This window comes from Pantoea sp. BJFS-204 (assembly GCF_049310725.1).
Classification (GTDB): Bacteria; Pseudomonadota; Gammaproteobacteria; order Enterobacterales; family Enterobacteriaceae; genus Pantoea; species Pantoea agglomerans.
Map to the genome: position 1 here is coordinate 334,690 of NZ_JBMOWE010000003.1, position 15,826 is coordinate 350,515.

The window sequence follows — 15,826 nt, forward strand, 5'->3', positions numbered from 1 at the left end:
TGCGATCGGACTCTGCCACCCACGAAGGGCACAGGATTAACCGACGGTAATAACAACATCAGGATCGCCATTGTTTGCCTGACAAACTATAGCGTCACACCGCTTTTGAAAATCGCCAGCTCGCGGAAATCGTTCTTCTCGTTGTTGGTCGGCTGACCGCTGGCAATCGCCACAATGCTGTCGACAAAGTCTTCCAGCATCGCGTCCATACTCATCCCCTCGATCAACCGTCCGGCATTAAAGTCGATCCAGTGCGGTTTCTTCTCCGCCAGCGGCGTGTTGGTGGCCAGCTTCACCGTCGGCACAAAACCGCCATAAGGCGTGCCGCGTCCGGTACTGAACAGCACCATGTGACAACCGGCACCTGCCAGCGCACTGGTGGCGACCGCATCATTGCCCGGCGCACTCAGCAGATTCAGCCCCGGCGTTTTTAACCGTTCGCCATACTTCAGCACATCGACCACCTGGCTCTGCCCCGCTTTCTGAGTACAGCCCAGCGACTTCTCCTCCAGCGTGGTGATACCGCCCGCTTTGTTGCCTGGTGACGGGTTTTCGTAGATCGGCTGCTGGTGATCGATAAAATACTGTTTGAAATCGTTGATCATCGCCACCGTTTTGCTGAAGGTCTCCTCGTCGCGACAGCGACTCATCAGAATCCGCTCTGCGCCAAACATTTCCGGCACTTCGGTCAGTACGGTCGTGCCGCCATTGGCGATCATCTGGTCCGAGAAACGTCCCAGCAACGGATTGGCGGTGATGCCAGACAAACCATCTGAACCGCCGCACTCCAGACCAAACTTCAGCTCGCTGAGTTTGCCCGGCTCGCGCTGGTCGTGACGCATTTTTTCATACAATGCGTGCAGCCGCTCCAGCCCGGCTTCCACCTCATCGTCATGCTGCTGGCACACCATAAACTCGACCCGGTCGCTTTCAAACGCGCCGAGGGTGTCACGGAAGGCATCAACCTGATTGTTTTCGCAGCCGAGACCAATCACCAGCACCGCGCCAGCATTAGGATGGCGCACCATATTTTGCAGCATGGTGCGGGTGTTTTCGTGATCCTGCCCCAGCTGCGAACAACCGAAGGTATGGCTGAACAGGAATGCACCATCGATATCTTCTGCCTCCTGCGTCTCTTTCAGGAAACGCTGCAGGATCTGACGCGCAATGCCGTTGACGCAGCCAACGGTCGGCAGGATCCACAGCTCATTGCGGATGCCGACCTCGCCGTTAGCACGACGGTAGATCTGCACCTCACGGTCACCCGGCTGCGGCGGTAGCGTCACAAACTCGGGCTGATACGCATACTGATCCAGATCGCTGAGATTGGTGCGGGCGTTCTGCGAATGGATTAACTCACCGGCGGCCACAGGCTGCGTGGCATGGGCAATCGGCAGCCCATATTTGATCACCAGCTCATCCTGCGCGATAGGCTGCAGGGCAAATTTATGCCCGCGTCCGACCGCCTGTTGCACCGCCACACTCAGTGGCGGCAGCTCTATCGTGGCACCCGCGTCTAAATCACGTAACGCCACGGCGACATTGTCGCGGGGATCAATTTTGATTGCGTCTTGCATAGCGTTATCTCAGTTGGTTCAGCGCCTCACGCATTCCGTGGGCGATGATATTTTGCAGGTGTTGGGTGACAGCCGCAGCCAGTCCGGGCTGACGGGTTAAATCTTCACCCCAGTGTTGCGCGTCGCTGAGTACGCCGTTCACCAGCTGTTGCGGTGACAGCTGATCCGCATCAAGTGCTTTCCAGGCGTCGGCGTAGCGCTGTAACCACTGCGGCTCGTCCTGCAATGGCCAGCTTTTGCCGGCTGACTCGCCGCGATAAAAAGCGATCAGCGCGGCCAGCGCAAAGGTGATGTGTGTCGGCCACTCGCCGGTTTGCTGATGCGCGGCAAGGAGTGGGGTCAGCAGACGGGTGCGGAATTTGGTCATGCCATTAAGGGCAATCGACAGCAGCGCGTGGCGAATAAACGGATTGCGGAAACGACGCTGTACCGCATCGGCAAACGCGTGCAGTTCATCGGCAGGCAGATCCAGCGTCGGGATCACTTCGTGACGCAGCAGGCTATCCACAAATCCGGCGATAGTCGGATCGGCCATCGCCTCTCCCACACTCTCAATACCGGCCAGAAACGCGACCGGTACCATCGCAGTGTGTGCGCCATTGAGAATGGCCACTTTCTGCGCTTTATAGGGCGCAATGTCATCCACATGCCGAACCTGCGGCGACAGCGCCGCCAGCTTCAGTTCATTAAACAGCGCCGACGGCCCCTGAATCACAAACTGATAGTAGACTTCGCCCGCCACCAGATAGCGATCTTCATAACCCAGCTCGCGTTGTAGCTGCTCGCTTTCCGCCGGGAAGCCGGTGACGATGCGGTCGACCAGGGTGTTATAGAACGCGCAGTGCTGATGAACCCAGGTTTTAAATTCGGAGGGCAGATGCCACTGATCGGCGTAGCGCAGCACCAGATCGCGCAGCGTGTCGCCGTTATGGTCAATCAGCTCGCACGGCACCACCAGCCAGCCCCGGTCGCTGGCGCCGTTGAAGAAGGAATAGCGCGCCCACAGCAGCTGCGTCAGTTTGCCGGGGAAACTGCTGGCGGGCTGATCGGTGAGCTGATCCGTGCCGACAAAGGCGATGCCCGCTTCGGTGGTATTGGAGAAGACCATGCGCAGATCAGGATTACGGGCCAGCGCCATAAATTCGCCGAACTGCTGCCAGGGCTGGATTTCACGGTTGAGGCTGCGGATCAGCCGGGTTTCGCTGACCTGCTCGCCCTGATCGTTCAGCCCGCGGATCAGCGTGGTATAGAGACCATCCTGCTGATTCAGGCTGTCGCTGACTTCACGGTTGCGCGGCCGCACCACCACGATCCCGGCATCGGTGCCCTGATGTTCATTCAGCCAGTCGATCTGCCAGTCAATAAAGGCGCGCAGGAAGTTGCCTTCGCCGAACTGGATCACCCGGTCGCGATAGACGGCGCCCGGAAAGTCGTGACGGTTTAGCCTTTTCATTATCAGGCTCCCAGCTCGATGCCGAAGTAATCGCGGGCATTGTTGAAGCAGATGTTCTGTACCATCTGACCTAACAGCGCTTCATCGGCTGGCGCTTCACCCTGTTCCACCCAGCGGCCTATCATCTGGCACAGTAGCCGGCGGAAATATTCGTGGCGGGTGTAGGAGAGGAAACTGCGGCTGTCGGTCAGCATGCCGACGAAACGGCTCAGCAGACCAATCTGCGCCAGCTGCGTCATCTGACGCTGCATACCATCCAGCTGATCGTTGAACCACCAGGCTGAACCAAACTGCATCTTGCCCGCCTGACCTTCGCCCTGGAAGTTGCCCGCCATGGTAGCCAGCACTTCGTTGTCGCGCGGGTTCAGGCAGTAGAGAATGGTTTTAGGCAGCGCATTATTAAGATTCTGCGCGCCCAGCAGGCGTGCCAGCGGTTCGGCCAGCGGCTGGTCGTTGATCGAATCGAAGCCGACATCAGGCCCCAGCAGCTGGAACTGGCGCGGATTGGTGTTGCGCAGTGCGCCAATGTGATACTGCTGCACCCAGCCACGGCGGGCATATTCGCTGCCCAGCCAGACCAATACCGCCGTTTTAAACTGTGCCGTTTCCTGCGGGTTGGGCGCGGCACCGCTGCGACGACGCGCCAGAATCGCATCCAGCGTGGCGTCATCCGCCTCGGCGTAGCAGACCACATCCAGCGCGTGATCGGAGACTTTACAGCCGTGCGCCGCGAAGTGATCCAGCCGCTGATGCAGTGCGCTGCGCAGATCGTCAAAACGCTGCACGCTGATGTCCGTCAGCTGCTCCAGCGTCTCGATCCACGGCAGGAAGGTTTCCGCTTCGATATTAAACGCTTTGTCCGGACGCCAGCTCGGCAGCACTTTAACGCTGAAACTGGCATCGTCTGCCAGCGCGCGGTGATGGCGCAGGTCATCCAGCGGATCGTCGGTAGTGCCCACCATCTTCACCTTCATCTGCTGCATGATGCCGCGCGTGGTAAAGCTATCCTGCGCCAGCAGTTCATTGCAGCGATGCCAGATGCTGTCAGCCGTTTTCTCAGAAAGCAGCGTATCGGTAATACCGAAAGGCCGGCGTAACTCCAGGTGGGTCCAGTGATAGAGCGGGTTGCCGATGGTGTGCGGTACGGTGCGCGCCCAGGCGTCAAATTTTTCACGATCGCTGGCGTTACCGGTACAGAACGCCTCAGCCACACCGTTGGCGCGCATGGCCCGCCACTTATAGTGATCGCCCTTCAGCCAGATGTCATAAAGGTTGGCGAAGCGATAATTTTCGGCAATCTGCTGCGGCGGCAAGTGGCAGTGATAGTCGAAAATCGGCTGATCCTTTGCATAGTCGTGATAGAGACGACGGGCGAATTCGGTATCCAGCAAAAAATCTTCGGTCATGAAACGTGACATACATGCTTCCTCATCGACTGAACCACTGATGGCCCAAAGTTATCATACCAATTTTAGTCCGTTACGGATTTATTTGCGATCCTGCTCACATAAACGGCGGTAGCTGGCTGCCGTTATGGACGTTTTTGTCGCCCGTATCGCGCTAAATGGCTGTCATTACGCAGGTTTCCAGTATCCCACAGTGCAGAAAGGGTTTTTGTGATGGCTCTCAACTTTTAAAGTTGTATAACAAGTTAGGCTCTCGCCCCATCGTGAGGTCGTTAGCGACTCACAAATGGCAAGGTCATAACAGGGTTGCTCATACAGAACCTGCGGGCGTGAGCAGAGCTGCATCACGTGCTGTCCCGCTCCAGATAACAACAGCGGCAAGACCGCATACAGAACTGGAAGAGGTAGAGGATGCGTAAGATCAAAGGGTTACGCTGGTACATGATTGGACTGGTGACGCTCGGTACGGTGTTAGGGTATCTGACCCGTAACACCATTGCCGTGGCGGCCCCGACATTAATGTCAGAGCTGCATATCACCACGCAGCAGTACTCCTACATAATTGCGGCCTATTCAGCCTGCTACACGCTGATGCAACCGGTGGCAGGTTATGTACTGGATCTGCTCGGCACCAAAGTCGGCTACGCGGTGTTTGCTATTATGTGGGCGATTTTCTGTGCCGCTACCGCGATGGCGGGCAGCTGGGGCGGACTGGCGCTGGCACGTGGCGCAGTCGGTGCGGCTGAAGCGGCGATGATCCCGGCCGGACTGAAAGCGAGCAGCGAATGGTTCCCGGCTAAAGAGCGTTCGGTCGCCGTGGGCTACTTTAACGTGGGTTCGTCTATCGGTGCGATGCTGGCTCCGCCGCTGGTGGTCTGGGCGATTGTGGCGCACAGCTGGCAGATGGCATTTATCATGACCGGTGTGCTGAGCATGGCCTGGGCACTCAGCTGGCTGGTGTTTTACAAGCACCCGAAACAGCAGAAGAAGCTGAGCGATGAAGAGCGCGACTATATTATCTCCGGCCAGGAAGCGCAGCATCAGACCGGCAACACCCGCAAAATGTCAGCACTGGAGATTATCCGTAACCGCCAGTTCTGGGGTATTGCCCTGCCGCGCTTTCTGGCAGAACCGGCCTGGGGAACGTTCAACGCCTGGATTCCGCTGTTTATGTTTAAGGTATACGGCTTCAATCTGAAAGAGATTGCGATGTTCGCCTGGATGCCGATGCTGTTCGCGGACTTCGGCTGCATCCTCGGTGGCTATCTGCCGCCGCTGTTTCAGCGCTGGTTCGGCGTTAACCTGATCGTCTCCCGCAAGATGGTCGTGACGATGGGTGCGGTGTTAATGATTGCGCCGGGCACCATCGGCCTGTTCACCAGCCCCTACGTCGCCATTGGTCTGCTGTGCATCGGCGGGTTTGCGCATCAGGCCCTCTCTGGCGCGCTGATCACCCTCTCCTCAGACGTTTTCGGCCGCAATGAAGTTGCTACGGCTAACGGCCTGACCGGCATGGCAGCCTGGACCGCCAGCACCATGTTTGCGCTGGTGGTCGGTGCACTGGCCGATACGCTGGGCTTCAGCCCACTGTTTGCCGCGCTGGCGGTGTTTGATCTGCTGGGTGCCGTCGTTATCTGGACGGTTCTGAAAAATAAACCCATTTCAGAGCTGAATGCCGAAGCCATTATTCCGCAGGCCAGCGCCGTTCGCAGTTAATCTGCCGGGCTGGCGCAAGCCAGCCCATTTCCTCGCACCTCCTGAAGTGGTATAACAACTTATCTGTCTGCTACCAGGATTGTGCTATGGACTTCACTGAATCCCGTCGACTTTATCAACAGCTGGCCAGCGAGCTGAAAAGCCGCATTGAAACCGGAATCTATCCGGTGGGTGACAAACTGCCTGCTGAGCGCCTGATTGCCGAAGAGATGGAAGTGAGCCGCACCGTCGTACGTGAAGCGATCATCATGCTGGAAGTTGAAGGCTATGTTGAGGTCCGCAAAGGCTCGGGCATCCACGTCATTGCCAGCCAGCAGCAGAACCGCATCGCTTCCACCAGCAGTCAGCTGGAGTTCGCCACGTTTGGCCCCTTCGAACTGCTTCAGGCTCGTCAGCTGATTGAGAGTAATGTTGCCGAGTTCGCTGCGACGCAGGTAACGCGTCAGGACATTATCGACCTGATGGCGATTCAGGAAAAAGCCCGCCAGGAGGATCACTTCCGCGACTCCGAGTGGGATATGCAGTTTCATGTACGTATCGCGCAATCCACCCAGAACAGTGCCTTAGCCGCCATCGTTGAAAAAATGTGGCTGCATCGCCTGCACAATCCCTACTGGCTCAAACTTCACGAACACATCGACCAGCGCAGCATTCTCAGCTGGTGCGACGACCACGATCAGATTCTTAAAGCTCTGATGCGCAAAGATCCCGCCGCCAGCAAACTGGCGATGTGGCAACATCTGGAAAATACTAAACAGATGCTGTTTAACGCGACGGCGGATGATTTTGAATTTAACGTGGATCGATACATGTTTGGTGAGAATCCGGTCATCCTGCCTGATGGGTCCAATAACGCCCGCTAAAAGTGCCTGAAAATGCCCTGAGATGGTCAGTTAATCTGCAATAGTGTCAGGTCATGTAAAGCTCCTTTTTACACGCCGTTTCACAAGGTAAAACTCCTGTTCGCCAGAGAGTTTTCCTGTCTCAGCCAGGCGATTTTTGTTACAGTTATCGCCCTTTTATTACCCTTTGCGACTGGGGGTTATAAAGTCGCTGATTTAACAATCAATTCTGGAAGGATCCGGAAAATCCCGCCCAGGCTGCGCTCCTAAAATTTATAACGAAATGCCGGTCTGCGTTTAAGTCCCTGTGGGACATGTTTAACAATGATGTTCAGGAATGAATTGATGGATATTTTGCAATCGTTGCTGCATGCCCTCTGGCAGCAGGACTACGAAACCCTCTCCGATCCCACGCTGGTATGGGCCATTTACGGCGTGCTGTTTATGATTTTGTTTTTAGAAAATGGCCTTCTTCCCGCTGCATTTCTGCCGGGTGACAGTCTGCTGATTCTGGTCGGCGTACTGATTGCTAAAGGCACCATGAGCTTCCCCCTGACGATTCTGGTGTTAACGACCGGTGCCAGTCTTGGCTGCTGGGTGAGCTACTTACAGGGCCGCTGGCTGGGTAACACGCCCACGGTACAGAAATGGCTCTCCCATCTTCCTGCCCAGTATCATCTGCGCGCGCACAGCATGTTCCATCGTCACGGCTTATCTGCCCTGCTGATTGGTCGCTTTATCGCGTTTGTGCGTACTCTGCTGCCTACCATCGCCGGATTATCAGGCCTCGGTAATGCCCGCTTTCAGTTCTTCAACTGGGTAAGTGCGTTCCTGTGGGTGGTGATTCTGACCGTTATCGGCTTCGCGCTGGGTAAAACCCCGATTTTCCGTCGTTATGAAGATGAGATGATGTTCTTCCTGATGATGCTGCCGCTGGCGCTGCTGGTGTTTGGTCTGGTGGGATCGCTGGTGGTGATATGGCGTAAACGTCAGGCGAATCAGAACGGGAAAGCCGAGTAATGAAACTGCTGCAGGCTATTCCTAAACGGTGGTTACCGTGGTTGATCGCTGGCGTCTTTGCGCTGGTCGCGCTTTGTGTGGTCCCCGGTCTGATGAAGCACGAGACGGTGGTGCAGATTCGGGTTTCCCATGCTGGCGCCACCCTGCCCGATGGTTTTTATCTCTACCAGCAATTAAGTGCGCAGGGTATTCGTATCAAAAGCATTACGCCTGCGGGTGATGCACTGATCATCCATTTTGATAGCGAAGAGCAGAGCCTGGCGGCCCAGAAGGTGTTACGCCGTCTGCTGCCACAGGGCTTTATTGTGGCGCAGCACGATCACTCTCAGCACCTCTCACTGGCGTAATTCCCCGACTCCCCTCTCCTTTTCAGACCGACGCGCCATCGCTCGGCGGTCTGAAAGGCGCTCTATCTCCCGGTCTTCTTTGAACTTTTTACTATGGGTGTCTATGCTTAAGCGAGAGTCGATTCTTAGCACCCGCAGCCATATGATTACACGGGTGATGATGGATCAGGTCGCAATGGAAGGGTCCAGGACCAATGAAATATCAAGTACTACTGGGAGTCGCGCTGTTTTCGCTGTCGGGTTCGCTGCTGGCGGCAGAATCGCTGTGTGAGCAGAAAGAGCAGGATATTCAGCGTGAAATCGGGATGGCGCAGAAGCATAACAACCAGCGCCGGGTTAACGGTCTGGAGCGCGCGCTGACCGAAGTCCGGGCCGATTGCAGCGACAAAAAGCTCGAGGCCGCCCATCTGGAAAGAATTAACGCTCAGAAGCAGAAAGTTGCTGAGCGTGAGCACGCACTCAGGGAAGAGCGTGAAGAGGGCCATGACAAGGAGAAGATTGCTAAGCGACAACAAAAACTGGATGAAGCGCGCCGGGAGCTGAAAAAGTTACAGGCGGAGCCCTATTAATCGGAACTAACCAACTGATGTTAAAGGAGTATTTTATGTCTAAAGACACATCATCGGAACATTTGCGTGCTGAACTGAAAAACCTGGCCGATACCCTGGAAGAGGTGCTGAGCAGCAGCACTGAAAAATCCAAAGGCGAGCTGGATAAACTTCGCAATAAAGCGCGTGTGGCGCTGGATAGCTCACGTGAACGTCTGGGCGAATCAAGCGAGCGCATTGCTGCGACCACCCGCGAAGCGGCGCAAAAAGCCGAAGGCTACGTGCGTGAAAATCCATGGCATGGTGTGGGTATCGGTGCAGCGATTGGCGTCGCACTGGGCATGCTCATTTCGCGTCGATAATTATGGCTGACTCACAGCATAACCACGGCCCGGCTAAAGGGGTCATTAACATCGGCCAGCGCATTGTTACCACGCTGGTTGGCATGGTCGAGACACGCGTTCGTCTGGCAGTGGTGGAACTGGAGCACGAGAAAGCTAACCTGATTCAGCTGCTGTTGATGGTTGGCCTGACAATGCTGTTCACTGCATTTGGTCTGATGAGCCTGATGGTTCTGATTATCTGGGCAGTGGATGCGCAGTACCGTCTGATGGCCATTGGCATCACGACCGGCACGCTGCTACTGCTGGCGGTTATTCTGGGGCTCTGGACGCTTCACAAATCACGTCAGTCCACGCTGTTGCGCCACACGCGCAAGGAGCTGGAAACAGACCGGGATTTACTTGAGGACCAGCGCTGATGAGCCGCCGCGAGCGTGAAGAACGCATCCATGAACTGCTTAAGCATGTGCAGCAGCAGCGGCTGGATTTAAGCGCTGCGCGGCGTGACTGGCTGGAAGGCACCGCCCATTACGATCGCGGCTGGTTCACCTTCCTCAGCTTACGCCGCTACCTGGCCATTGGCAGCAGTGCGCTGGCTATCTACTCCGTTCGCAGTCCCAACATGCTGTTACGCTGGGTAAAACGGGGATTCGGCGCCTGGAGTACCTGGCGCATGATCAAGTCCGCTCTGCCACCGCGTTAATTTTGCTAAAAGCCGGTCCTGAAAAGGCCGGCTTTTCTTCATCAGAATTTCTGAAAAACACTGACAGTATATCTCGCTTACAACCTTTCCACTCCGCGACTATCATCTCCAGCTATCAACCCAATGAACGCAATACTGCTTTCAGCGGGCATAAACCTTGCGGGCAGCTTGCCCTGCATCCCTGATAGCGCTGGAGTAAATGATGAAAAAATTCGAAGACGTTGGTTTGTTACTGGCTCGCATCCTGATGCCAATCCTGTTCATTACGGCTGGCTGGGGCAAAATCACCGGTTATGCAGGCACTCAGCAATATATGGAAGCAATGGGCGTCCCGGGCTTTATGCTGCCGCTGGTTATCCTGCTGGAGTTTGGCGGCGGTCTGGCTATCCTGTTTGGTTTCCTGACCCGTTTCACTGCCCTGTTTACTGCAGGCTTCACCATCCTGACCGCGTTTCTGTTCCACAGTAACTTTGCCGAAGGCGTGAACCAGCTGATGTTCATGAAGAACCTCTCTATCGCCGGTGGTTTCCTGGTGTTAGGTCTGGTGGGTCCTGGTGCATACAGCATTGATCGCCTGATCAGCAAAAGAAAAACACAGCCAGCGATTGCGCGCTAATCTCACATAAAGCGTAATGCCACATATACTTAGCAGGGCGGGGACATTTCCCCGCCCTGTTTGCATTGGAGCCATTATGGGACAGTTAATTGACGGTGTCTGGCATGACACCTGGTACGACACCAAATCTACCGGCGGACGCTTCAAGCGTTCAGAGTCGGCTTTCCGCAACTGGGTTACCGCGGATGGCAGTGCTGGCCCGGTGGGTAAAGCGGGATTTGTCGCCGAACGCGACCGCTATCATCTTTATGTCTCGCTGGCCTGCCCCTGGGCGCACCGCACGCTGCTGATGCGTCAGCTGAAGGGCCTGGATAGCATGATCGATGTCTCCGTAGTGCATCCGCTGATGCTGGAGAATGGCTGGACGTTCGATGATAGTTTTCAGGATGCGACCGGCGATAAGCTCTACCAGAATGAGTTCCTCTATCAGCTCTATCTGCACGCCGATCCGCAATACAGTGGCCGTGTAACCGTGCCGGTATTGTGGGACAAGCAGCAGAACACCATCGTCAGCAATGAGTCTGCCGATATCATCCGCATGTTCAACAGTGCGTTTGATGCTGTCGGTGCCCGTGCCGGGGATTATTATCCTGTTGCTCTGCACGAAAAGATTGATGAACTGAATAGCTGGATCTACGACACCGTGAACAACGGCGTTTACAAAGCGGGCTTTGCCACTTCTCAGTCCGCTTACGACGAGGCAGTCACTGCGCTGTTCCATTCGCTGTCGCGGCTGGAGCAGATTTTAGGCCAGCATCGCTATCTCACCGGCGATCAACTGACCGAAGCGGATCTGCGGTTGTGGACCACACTGGTGCGATTTGATCCGGTCTATGTGACCCACTTTAAATGCGATCGCCATCGCATTAGTGACTACAGAAACCTGAGTGGTTTCCTGCGTGATATCTATCAGATGCCTGGTATCGCAGAGACGGTTAATCTGCCGCATATTCGTCATCACTACTATTGCAGCCACAAGACCATCAATCCGAATGGCGTCATTTCGCTGGGCCCGGCGTTTGACTGGGACGAGCCGCACGGCCGCGGTTAAGCTGCCTGCATATCGCGCAGGGAGCAGATACAATCTGACCGCAATGACAATCTAAACGCGAAGGGAACAGGGTCAGAAGAGGAAAGCGTCCCGCGCCAGGGATGGCGCGGGCCGAGCATGTCAGGGATGACGGATTTTGCGACTTTCCGATCTGACCCTGTTTCCTTTGCAGGCGCGATCTCACCGCTGACCTTCAAACCACCGCGCGTCACAAAGCAAAAACCCCGCCGAAGCGGGGTTTTTGATAAAAAGTCGAAGCTGACCGTTAAGCCGCGTTCTTTTCATAGAAAGCGTCGTGGGCAGTCATTCATCCTGTCACCGCACGTCACAAAGCAAAAACCCCGCCGAAGCGGGGTTTTTGATAAAAAGTCGAAGCTGACCGTTAAGCCGCGTTCTTTTCATAGAAAGCGTCGTGGGCAGTCATTCATCCTGTCACCGCGCGTCACAAAGCAAAAACCCCGCCGAAGCGGGGTTTTTGATAAAAAGTCGAAGCTGACCGTTAAGCCGGGTTCTGTCGTGGACAGTCATTCATCTAGGCCAGCAATCGCTCACTGGCTCAAGCAGCCTACCCGGGTTCAGTACGGGCCGTACCTTGTGAACCCCTATTTGGCCTTGCTCCGGGTGGAGTTTACCGTGCCACGAACTGTTGCCAGTCGCGCGGTGCGCTCTTACCGCACCCTTTCACCCTTACCTGATCCCATTTCTGGGCCATCGGCGGTTTGCTCTCTGTTGCACTGGTCGTAGGCTTGCGCCTCCCAGGCGTTACCTGGCACCCTGCCCTATGGAGCCCGGACTTTCCTCCCCTCTGCCCGTCTCCCCACAAGTGAGGACGACGACAAAGCGGCGACTGTCTGGTCAGCTTCGGCGCGGGATAATAGGACATTCGCCGGCGTTTGTCACGCCTCTTGCTGCTCCAGCGCATACTTATAAAGCGCATTTTTCTTCACGCTGTGGATCTCAGCGGTCAGCGCAGCCGCGCGTTTCAACGGCAGCTCTTTTTGCAGCAGCGCCAGCGTACGCAGCGCATCGGCCGGTAACGCATCTTCATCATCGGTCTTGTAACCTTCGACAATCAGCACCATCTCGCCTTTGCGACGATTCTCATCTTCTTTTACCCACGCCAGCAGCTCGCCGACCGGTGCACCGTAGATCGACTCCCAGGTTTTGGTCAGCTCGCGCGCCAGCACCACGTAGCGTTCGGCACCCAGCTCACTCACCATATCCTGCAGGCTGTCGATCAGACGGTGGGTCGACTCATAGAAAATCAGCGTGCGCGGCTCCTGCACCAGCGCCCGCAGGGCGTCGCAACGGCCTTTGGTTTTCGCGGGCAGAAACCCTTCGTAACAGAAACGATCGGATGGCAGTCCTGCGGCACTTAATGCAGCAATGGCAGCACAGGCGCCCGGCAGCGGCACCACACGAATGCCCGCTTCACGGCAGCGACGCACCAGATGGTAGCCCGGATCGTTGATCAGCGGCGTGCCAGCATCAGAAACTAAGGCTATGCTTTGACCCTCCTGCAGCTTCGTCAGCAGCAGTTCAGCCTTGTGCTGCTCGTTGTGGTCATGAAGTGAGAAGAGTCGCGCATTGATGGCGAAATGTTGTAGCAACAGTCCGGTATGACGTGTATCTTCCGCAGCGACCAGATCGACGCTCGAAAGCACCGTCAGCGCCCGCTGGGTGATATCACCCAAATTACCAATCGGGGTTGGAACGATGTAGAGCGTGCTGGCAGAAATCTCTGCCCGATCGAGTTGTTTCATTGTTTCATCCGAATTGCCGATTTAATATTGAGCATCTTGAAAAAAACATCACTGGATACAGTATGCTTCCTTCAAAAGTCGTTCGTCATAAAGCAGGACGCTTTCTGCCTGTCATTCTTGCTGGGCTGATTTTAGCCGCATGTAGCGGTCAGGGGCCGCAAACCTCAACCGTCAATATTCAGGGGCCCGTCACAGCCAGCTCCGCTTACTATCTGCAGCAAGCGCAGCAAAGCAGCGATGATAGCAAGACCGACTGGCAATTACTTGCAATCCGCGCCCTGTTGAAGGAAGGAAAGTATCCTGAGGCGACTCAGCAACTGAGCCAGTTGCCGCAGCAGCTCTCTGAGACGCAGCAACAGGAATCCCTGCTGCTAAAAGCGCAATTGCTGATTGCACAGCAGAAGATCAAAGACGCCGAACCGCTGTTAGCGGCAGTGAAAACCGGCGCACTGTCGCAGGATCAGCTGGCGCGTTACTACAGCCTGCAGATCGCCAGCGCACAGGGTCGCCCTTCACTCTCGCTGCTGCGCAACTATATTGCCCAGGAGCCGCTGCTGAAAGGCACCGATCATCAGGGCAATATCGACGCCACCTGGCAGACACTGACCCAGATGTCGCCGCAGGAAGTCAGCAACCTGGTCATCAATGCCGATGAAAATGTGCTGCAGGGCTGGCTGGATCTGCTCGCGGTCTGGCGCGCCAACACGCAGGATGCTGAGATGCTCAAGTCAGGCATCAAAGACTGGCAGACCCGCTATCCGCAGAACCCGGCGGCCAAAACGCTGCCGACGCAGCTGAGCCAGATGCAGAACTACACCAAAGCTTCAACCAGCATCATCGCGCTGCTGCTGCCGCTGAATGGCCAGGCTCAGGTGTTCGCCAACGCGATTCAGAAAGGCTTTAATGATGCGAAGAATGGCATCTCCGCGCCGGTCGCTCAGCCTGCGGCAGCTCAGCCCGCCGCTGCTGATGCAACTGCCAGCACCCAACCCGCTGCCGCTGCTGGTTCTTCCACCGATCCAATCAGCGCGCCGCAGCAGCAACAGCCTGCCGACGCGACGCCACAGCCTCAATCACAGCCTGCTGCCGCGGAACCGGCCAGCAACGCACAGATCAAGGTCTATGACACCAGCAGCCAGCCGATTGAACAGGTGATGCAGCAGGCACAGCAGGATGGTGCCACCATCGTGGTCGGCCCGCTGCTGAAGAGCAACGTTGAGAAGGTCGCCAACAGCCAGACGCCACTGAATGTGCTGGCGCTCAACGAGCCGGAAAAGATCCAGAACCATCCGAATATTTGCTACTTTGCGCTTTCTCCTGAAGACGAAGCGCGCGATGCGGCGCACCATATCTGGGATCAGGGCAAACGCCAGCCGCTGTTGCTGGTTCCGAGCAGTGGACTGGGCGATCGCGTCACCAACGCCTTTGCTCAGGAGTGGCAGACGCTGGGTGGCAGCACCGTGATGCAGCAGCGCTTTGGTTCGACCTCAGAGCTGAAACAGGGCATTAACAGCGGCGCGGGCATCAGCTTATCCGGTACGCCGGTGAACGCTGCACCTGCCGAGCCGCAGGGTGTTACGATTGCGGGCCTGACTATCCCGGCACCGCAGCAGAACACGCCAGATGTGGTCAGCACCAGCAGCGGCGGCGGTGTCGATGCGGTCTATATCGTTTCAACGCAGGACGAACTGCAGCTGATCAAACCGATGATTACCATGCGCACCGGCAGTCGTAGCAATATCTCGCTCTACGCCAGTTCGCGCAGCGCGCAAGCCGGTGCCGGCCCGGACTTCCGTCTGGAAATGGATGGCCTGCAGTTCAGCGATATTCCGCTGCTCTCCGGCAGCAATCCTGGCCTGATGCAGCAGACATCAAAGTCATTCAATAATGACTATTCGCTGGTGCGTCTCTATGCCATGGGAATGGATGCCTGGACGCTGGCGAATCACTTTAACCAGATGCGTCAGTCACCTGGCTTTACGCTGGACGGCAATACCGGCAAGCTCAGCGCCGACACGGATTGTGTGATCAACAGGAAGTTGACATGGAACCAGTATCGTCGGGGCGAAATAGCACCGGCCAACTAAATCGGCGTCAGACTGGCGCCAGGCATGAAGAAGATGCCCGGCGCTATCTGGAGCAGGCTGGCCTGATATGGGTCGCCAGTAATGTTCACTTTCGCAATGGTGAACTTGACCTGATAATGCGTGACGGGCACTGTTGGGTGTTTGTTGAAGTTCGCTACCGACGCGATGCGCGTTATGGTGGCGCGCTCGCCAGCGTAACCCGGAATAAACAACAAAAGCTGCTGCGCGCTGCCGCTCTCTGGCTGGCGCAACGCGGCGGCAGTTTTGAAACAGTGAATTGCCGTTTCGACATCATCGCCATTACCGGCACGGCGCTCGAGTGGCTGCCGAATGCCTTTAATGCAGACGTTTAGAAC

General features: G+C 56.2%; 16 protein-coding genes and 1 other RNA gene. 12 read left to right on the forward strand and 5 right to left on the reverse strand.

The genetic code is table 11. The features are described 5' to 3' along the window. Nucleotides 1-86 precede the first annotated feature (86 nt). From ACO6VX_RS12620 to uxaC, 3 genes are read right to left on the reverse strand one after another with little or no spacing between them, the layout of a single operon-like run. On the reverse strand, nucleotides 87-1,577 hold the full coding sequence (locus tag ACO6VX_RS12620; protein ID WP_033769824.1) for a UxaA family hydrolase: 1,491 nt from the start codon (nucleotides 1,575-1,577) through the stop codon (nucleotides 87-89). Nucleotides 1,578-1,581: 4 nt separating this feature from the next. Further along, a complete protein-coding gene (locus ACO6VX_RS12625; RefSeq protein ID WP_422458162.1) occupies nucleotides 1,582-3,030 on the reverse strand; it encodes a tagaturonate reductase in 1,449 nt (482 codons plus the stop codon). 2 nt (nucleotides 3,031-3,032) lie between these two features. After that, entirely contained in the window at nucleotides 3,033-4,448 is a 1,416-nt protein-coding gene (uxaC, locus tag ACO6VX_RS12630; RefSeq protein WP_422458163.1) for a glucuronate isomerase, read from the reverse strand. A 399-nt stretch (nucleotides 4,449-4,847) separates the two neighbouring features. On the opposite strand from uxaC, the gene ACO6VX_RS12635 reads away from it, so the two are divergent. The 10 genes from ACO6VX_RS12635 (at nucleotide 4,848) to ACO6VX_RS12680 (ending at nucleotide 11,620) form a co-directional block, all read left to right on the forward strand. Continuing rightward, nucleotides 4,848-6,152 carry an MFS transporter gene (locus tag ACO6VX_RS12635; RefSeq protein WP_422458164.1) on the forward strand — a complete coding sequence of 435 codons (1,305 nt, stop codon included), beginning with the start codon at nucleotides 4,848-4,850 and terminating at the stop codon, nucleotides 6,150-6,152. A gap of 86 nt (nucleotides 6,153-6,238) precedes the next feature. Next, a complete protein-coding gene (gene exuR, locus ACO6VX_RS12640) occupies nucleotides 6,239-7,015 on the forward strand; it encodes a transcriptional regulator ExuR (RefSeq protein ID WP_022623920.1) in 777 nt (258 codons plus the stop codon). Between the two features lie 324 nt (nucleotides 7,016-7,339). Continuing rightward, complete coding sequence (locus tag ACO6VX_RS12645) at nucleotides 7,340-8,014, forward strand: DedA family protein (protein ID WP_422458165.1); 675 nt, start codon at nucleotides 7,340-7,342, stop codon at nucleotides 8,012-8,014. Then, nucleotides 8,014-8,361: an EnvZ/OmpR regulon moderator MzrA gene (gene mzrA / locus ACO6VX_RS12650; RefSeq protein ID WP_010256540.1), complete on the forward strand. Its 348-nt coding sequence runs from the start codon at nucleotides 8,014-8,016 to the stop codon at nucleotides 8,359-8,361. Before ACO6VX_RS12645 ends, mzrA begins: the two co-directional genes overlap by 1 nt. A gap of 194 nt (nucleotides 8,362-8,555) precedes the next feature. Then, complete coding sequence (locus ACO6VX_RS12655; RefSeq protein ID WP_010256536.1) at nucleotides 8,556-8,930, forward strand: DUF1090 domain-containing protein; 375 nt, start codon at nucleotides 8,556-8,558, stop codon at nucleotides 8,928-8,930. Between the two features lie 35 nt (nucleotides 8,931-8,965). Beyond that, the gene (locus ACO6VX_RS12660) at nucleotides 8,966-9,271 is read left to right on the forward strand and encodes a DUF883 family protein (protein WP_010256532.1); all 306 of its coding nucleotides are present in this window, start codon (nucleotides 8,966-8,968) and stop codon (nucleotides 9,269-9,271) included. A gap of 2 nt (nucleotides 9,272-9,273) precedes the next feature. Then, on the forward strand, nucleotides 9,274-9,669 hold the full coding sequence (locus tag ACO6VX_RS12665; protein ID WP_010256529.1) for a phage holin family protein: 396 nt from the start codon (nucleotides 9,274-9,276) through the stop codon (nucleotides 9,667-9,669). Then, complete coding sequence (locus ACO6VX_RS12670) at nucleotides 9,669-9,953, forward strand: YqjK-like family protein (protein WP_010256526.1); 285 nt, start codon at nucleotides 9,669-9,671, stop codon at nucleotides 9,951-9,953. The genes ACO6VX_RS12665 and ACO6VX_RS12670 overlap by 1 nt, the downstream gene beginning before the upstream one ends. Before the next feature lie 202 nt (nucleotides 9,954-10,155). Further along, nucleotides 10,156-10,569 (forward strand): DoxX family protein, encoded by a 414-nt coding sequence (locus ACO6VX_RS12675; protein ID WP_010256522.1) that lies wholly within the window; start codon nucleotides 10,156-10,158, stop codon nucleotides 10,567-10,569. A gap of 76 nt (nucleotides 10,570-10,645) precedes the next feature. Next, on the forward strand, nucleotides 10,646-11,620 hold the full coding sequence (locus ACO6VX_RS12680) for a glutathione S-transferase family protein (RefSeq protein ID WP_010256519.1): 975 nt from the start codon (nucleotides 10,646-10,648) through the stop codon (nucleotides 11,618-11,620). Between the two features lie 484 nt (nucleotides 11,621-12,104). Here ACO6VX_RS12680 and rnpB read toward each other — a convergent pair. Further along, an RNA gene (gene rnpB / locus ACO6VX_RS12685) (RNase P RNA component class A) lies at nucleotides 12,105-12,483 on the reverse strand. Nucleotides 12,484-12,516: 33 nt separating this feature from the next. Further along, entirely contained in the window at nucleotides 12,517-13,383 is an 867-nt protein-coding gene (gene rsmI / locus ACO6VX_RS12690) for a 16S rRNA (cytidine(1402)-2'-O)-methyltransferase (RefSeq protein ID WP_010256516.1), read from the reverse strand. Between the two features lie 62 nt (nucleotides 13,384-13,445). On the opposite strand from rsmI, the gene ACO6VX_RS12695 reads away from it, so the two are divergent. Next, on the forward strand, nucleotides 13,446-15,470 hold the full coding sequence (locus ACO6VX_RS12695; protein ID WP_422458166.1) for a penicillin-binding protein activator: 2,025 nt from the start codon (nucleotides 13,446-13,448) through the stop codon (nucleotides 15,468-15,470). Next, nucleotides 15,428-15,823: a YraN family protein gene (locus ACO6VX_RS12700; RefSeq protein ID WP_187494971.1), complete on the forward strand. Its 396-nt coding sequence runs from the start codon at nucleotides 15,428-15,430 to the stop codon at nucleotides 15,821-15,823. Before ACO6VX_RS12695 ends, ACO6VX_RS12700 begins: the two co-directional genes overlap by 43 nt. Nucleotides 15,824-15,826 lie beyond the last annotated feature (3 nt).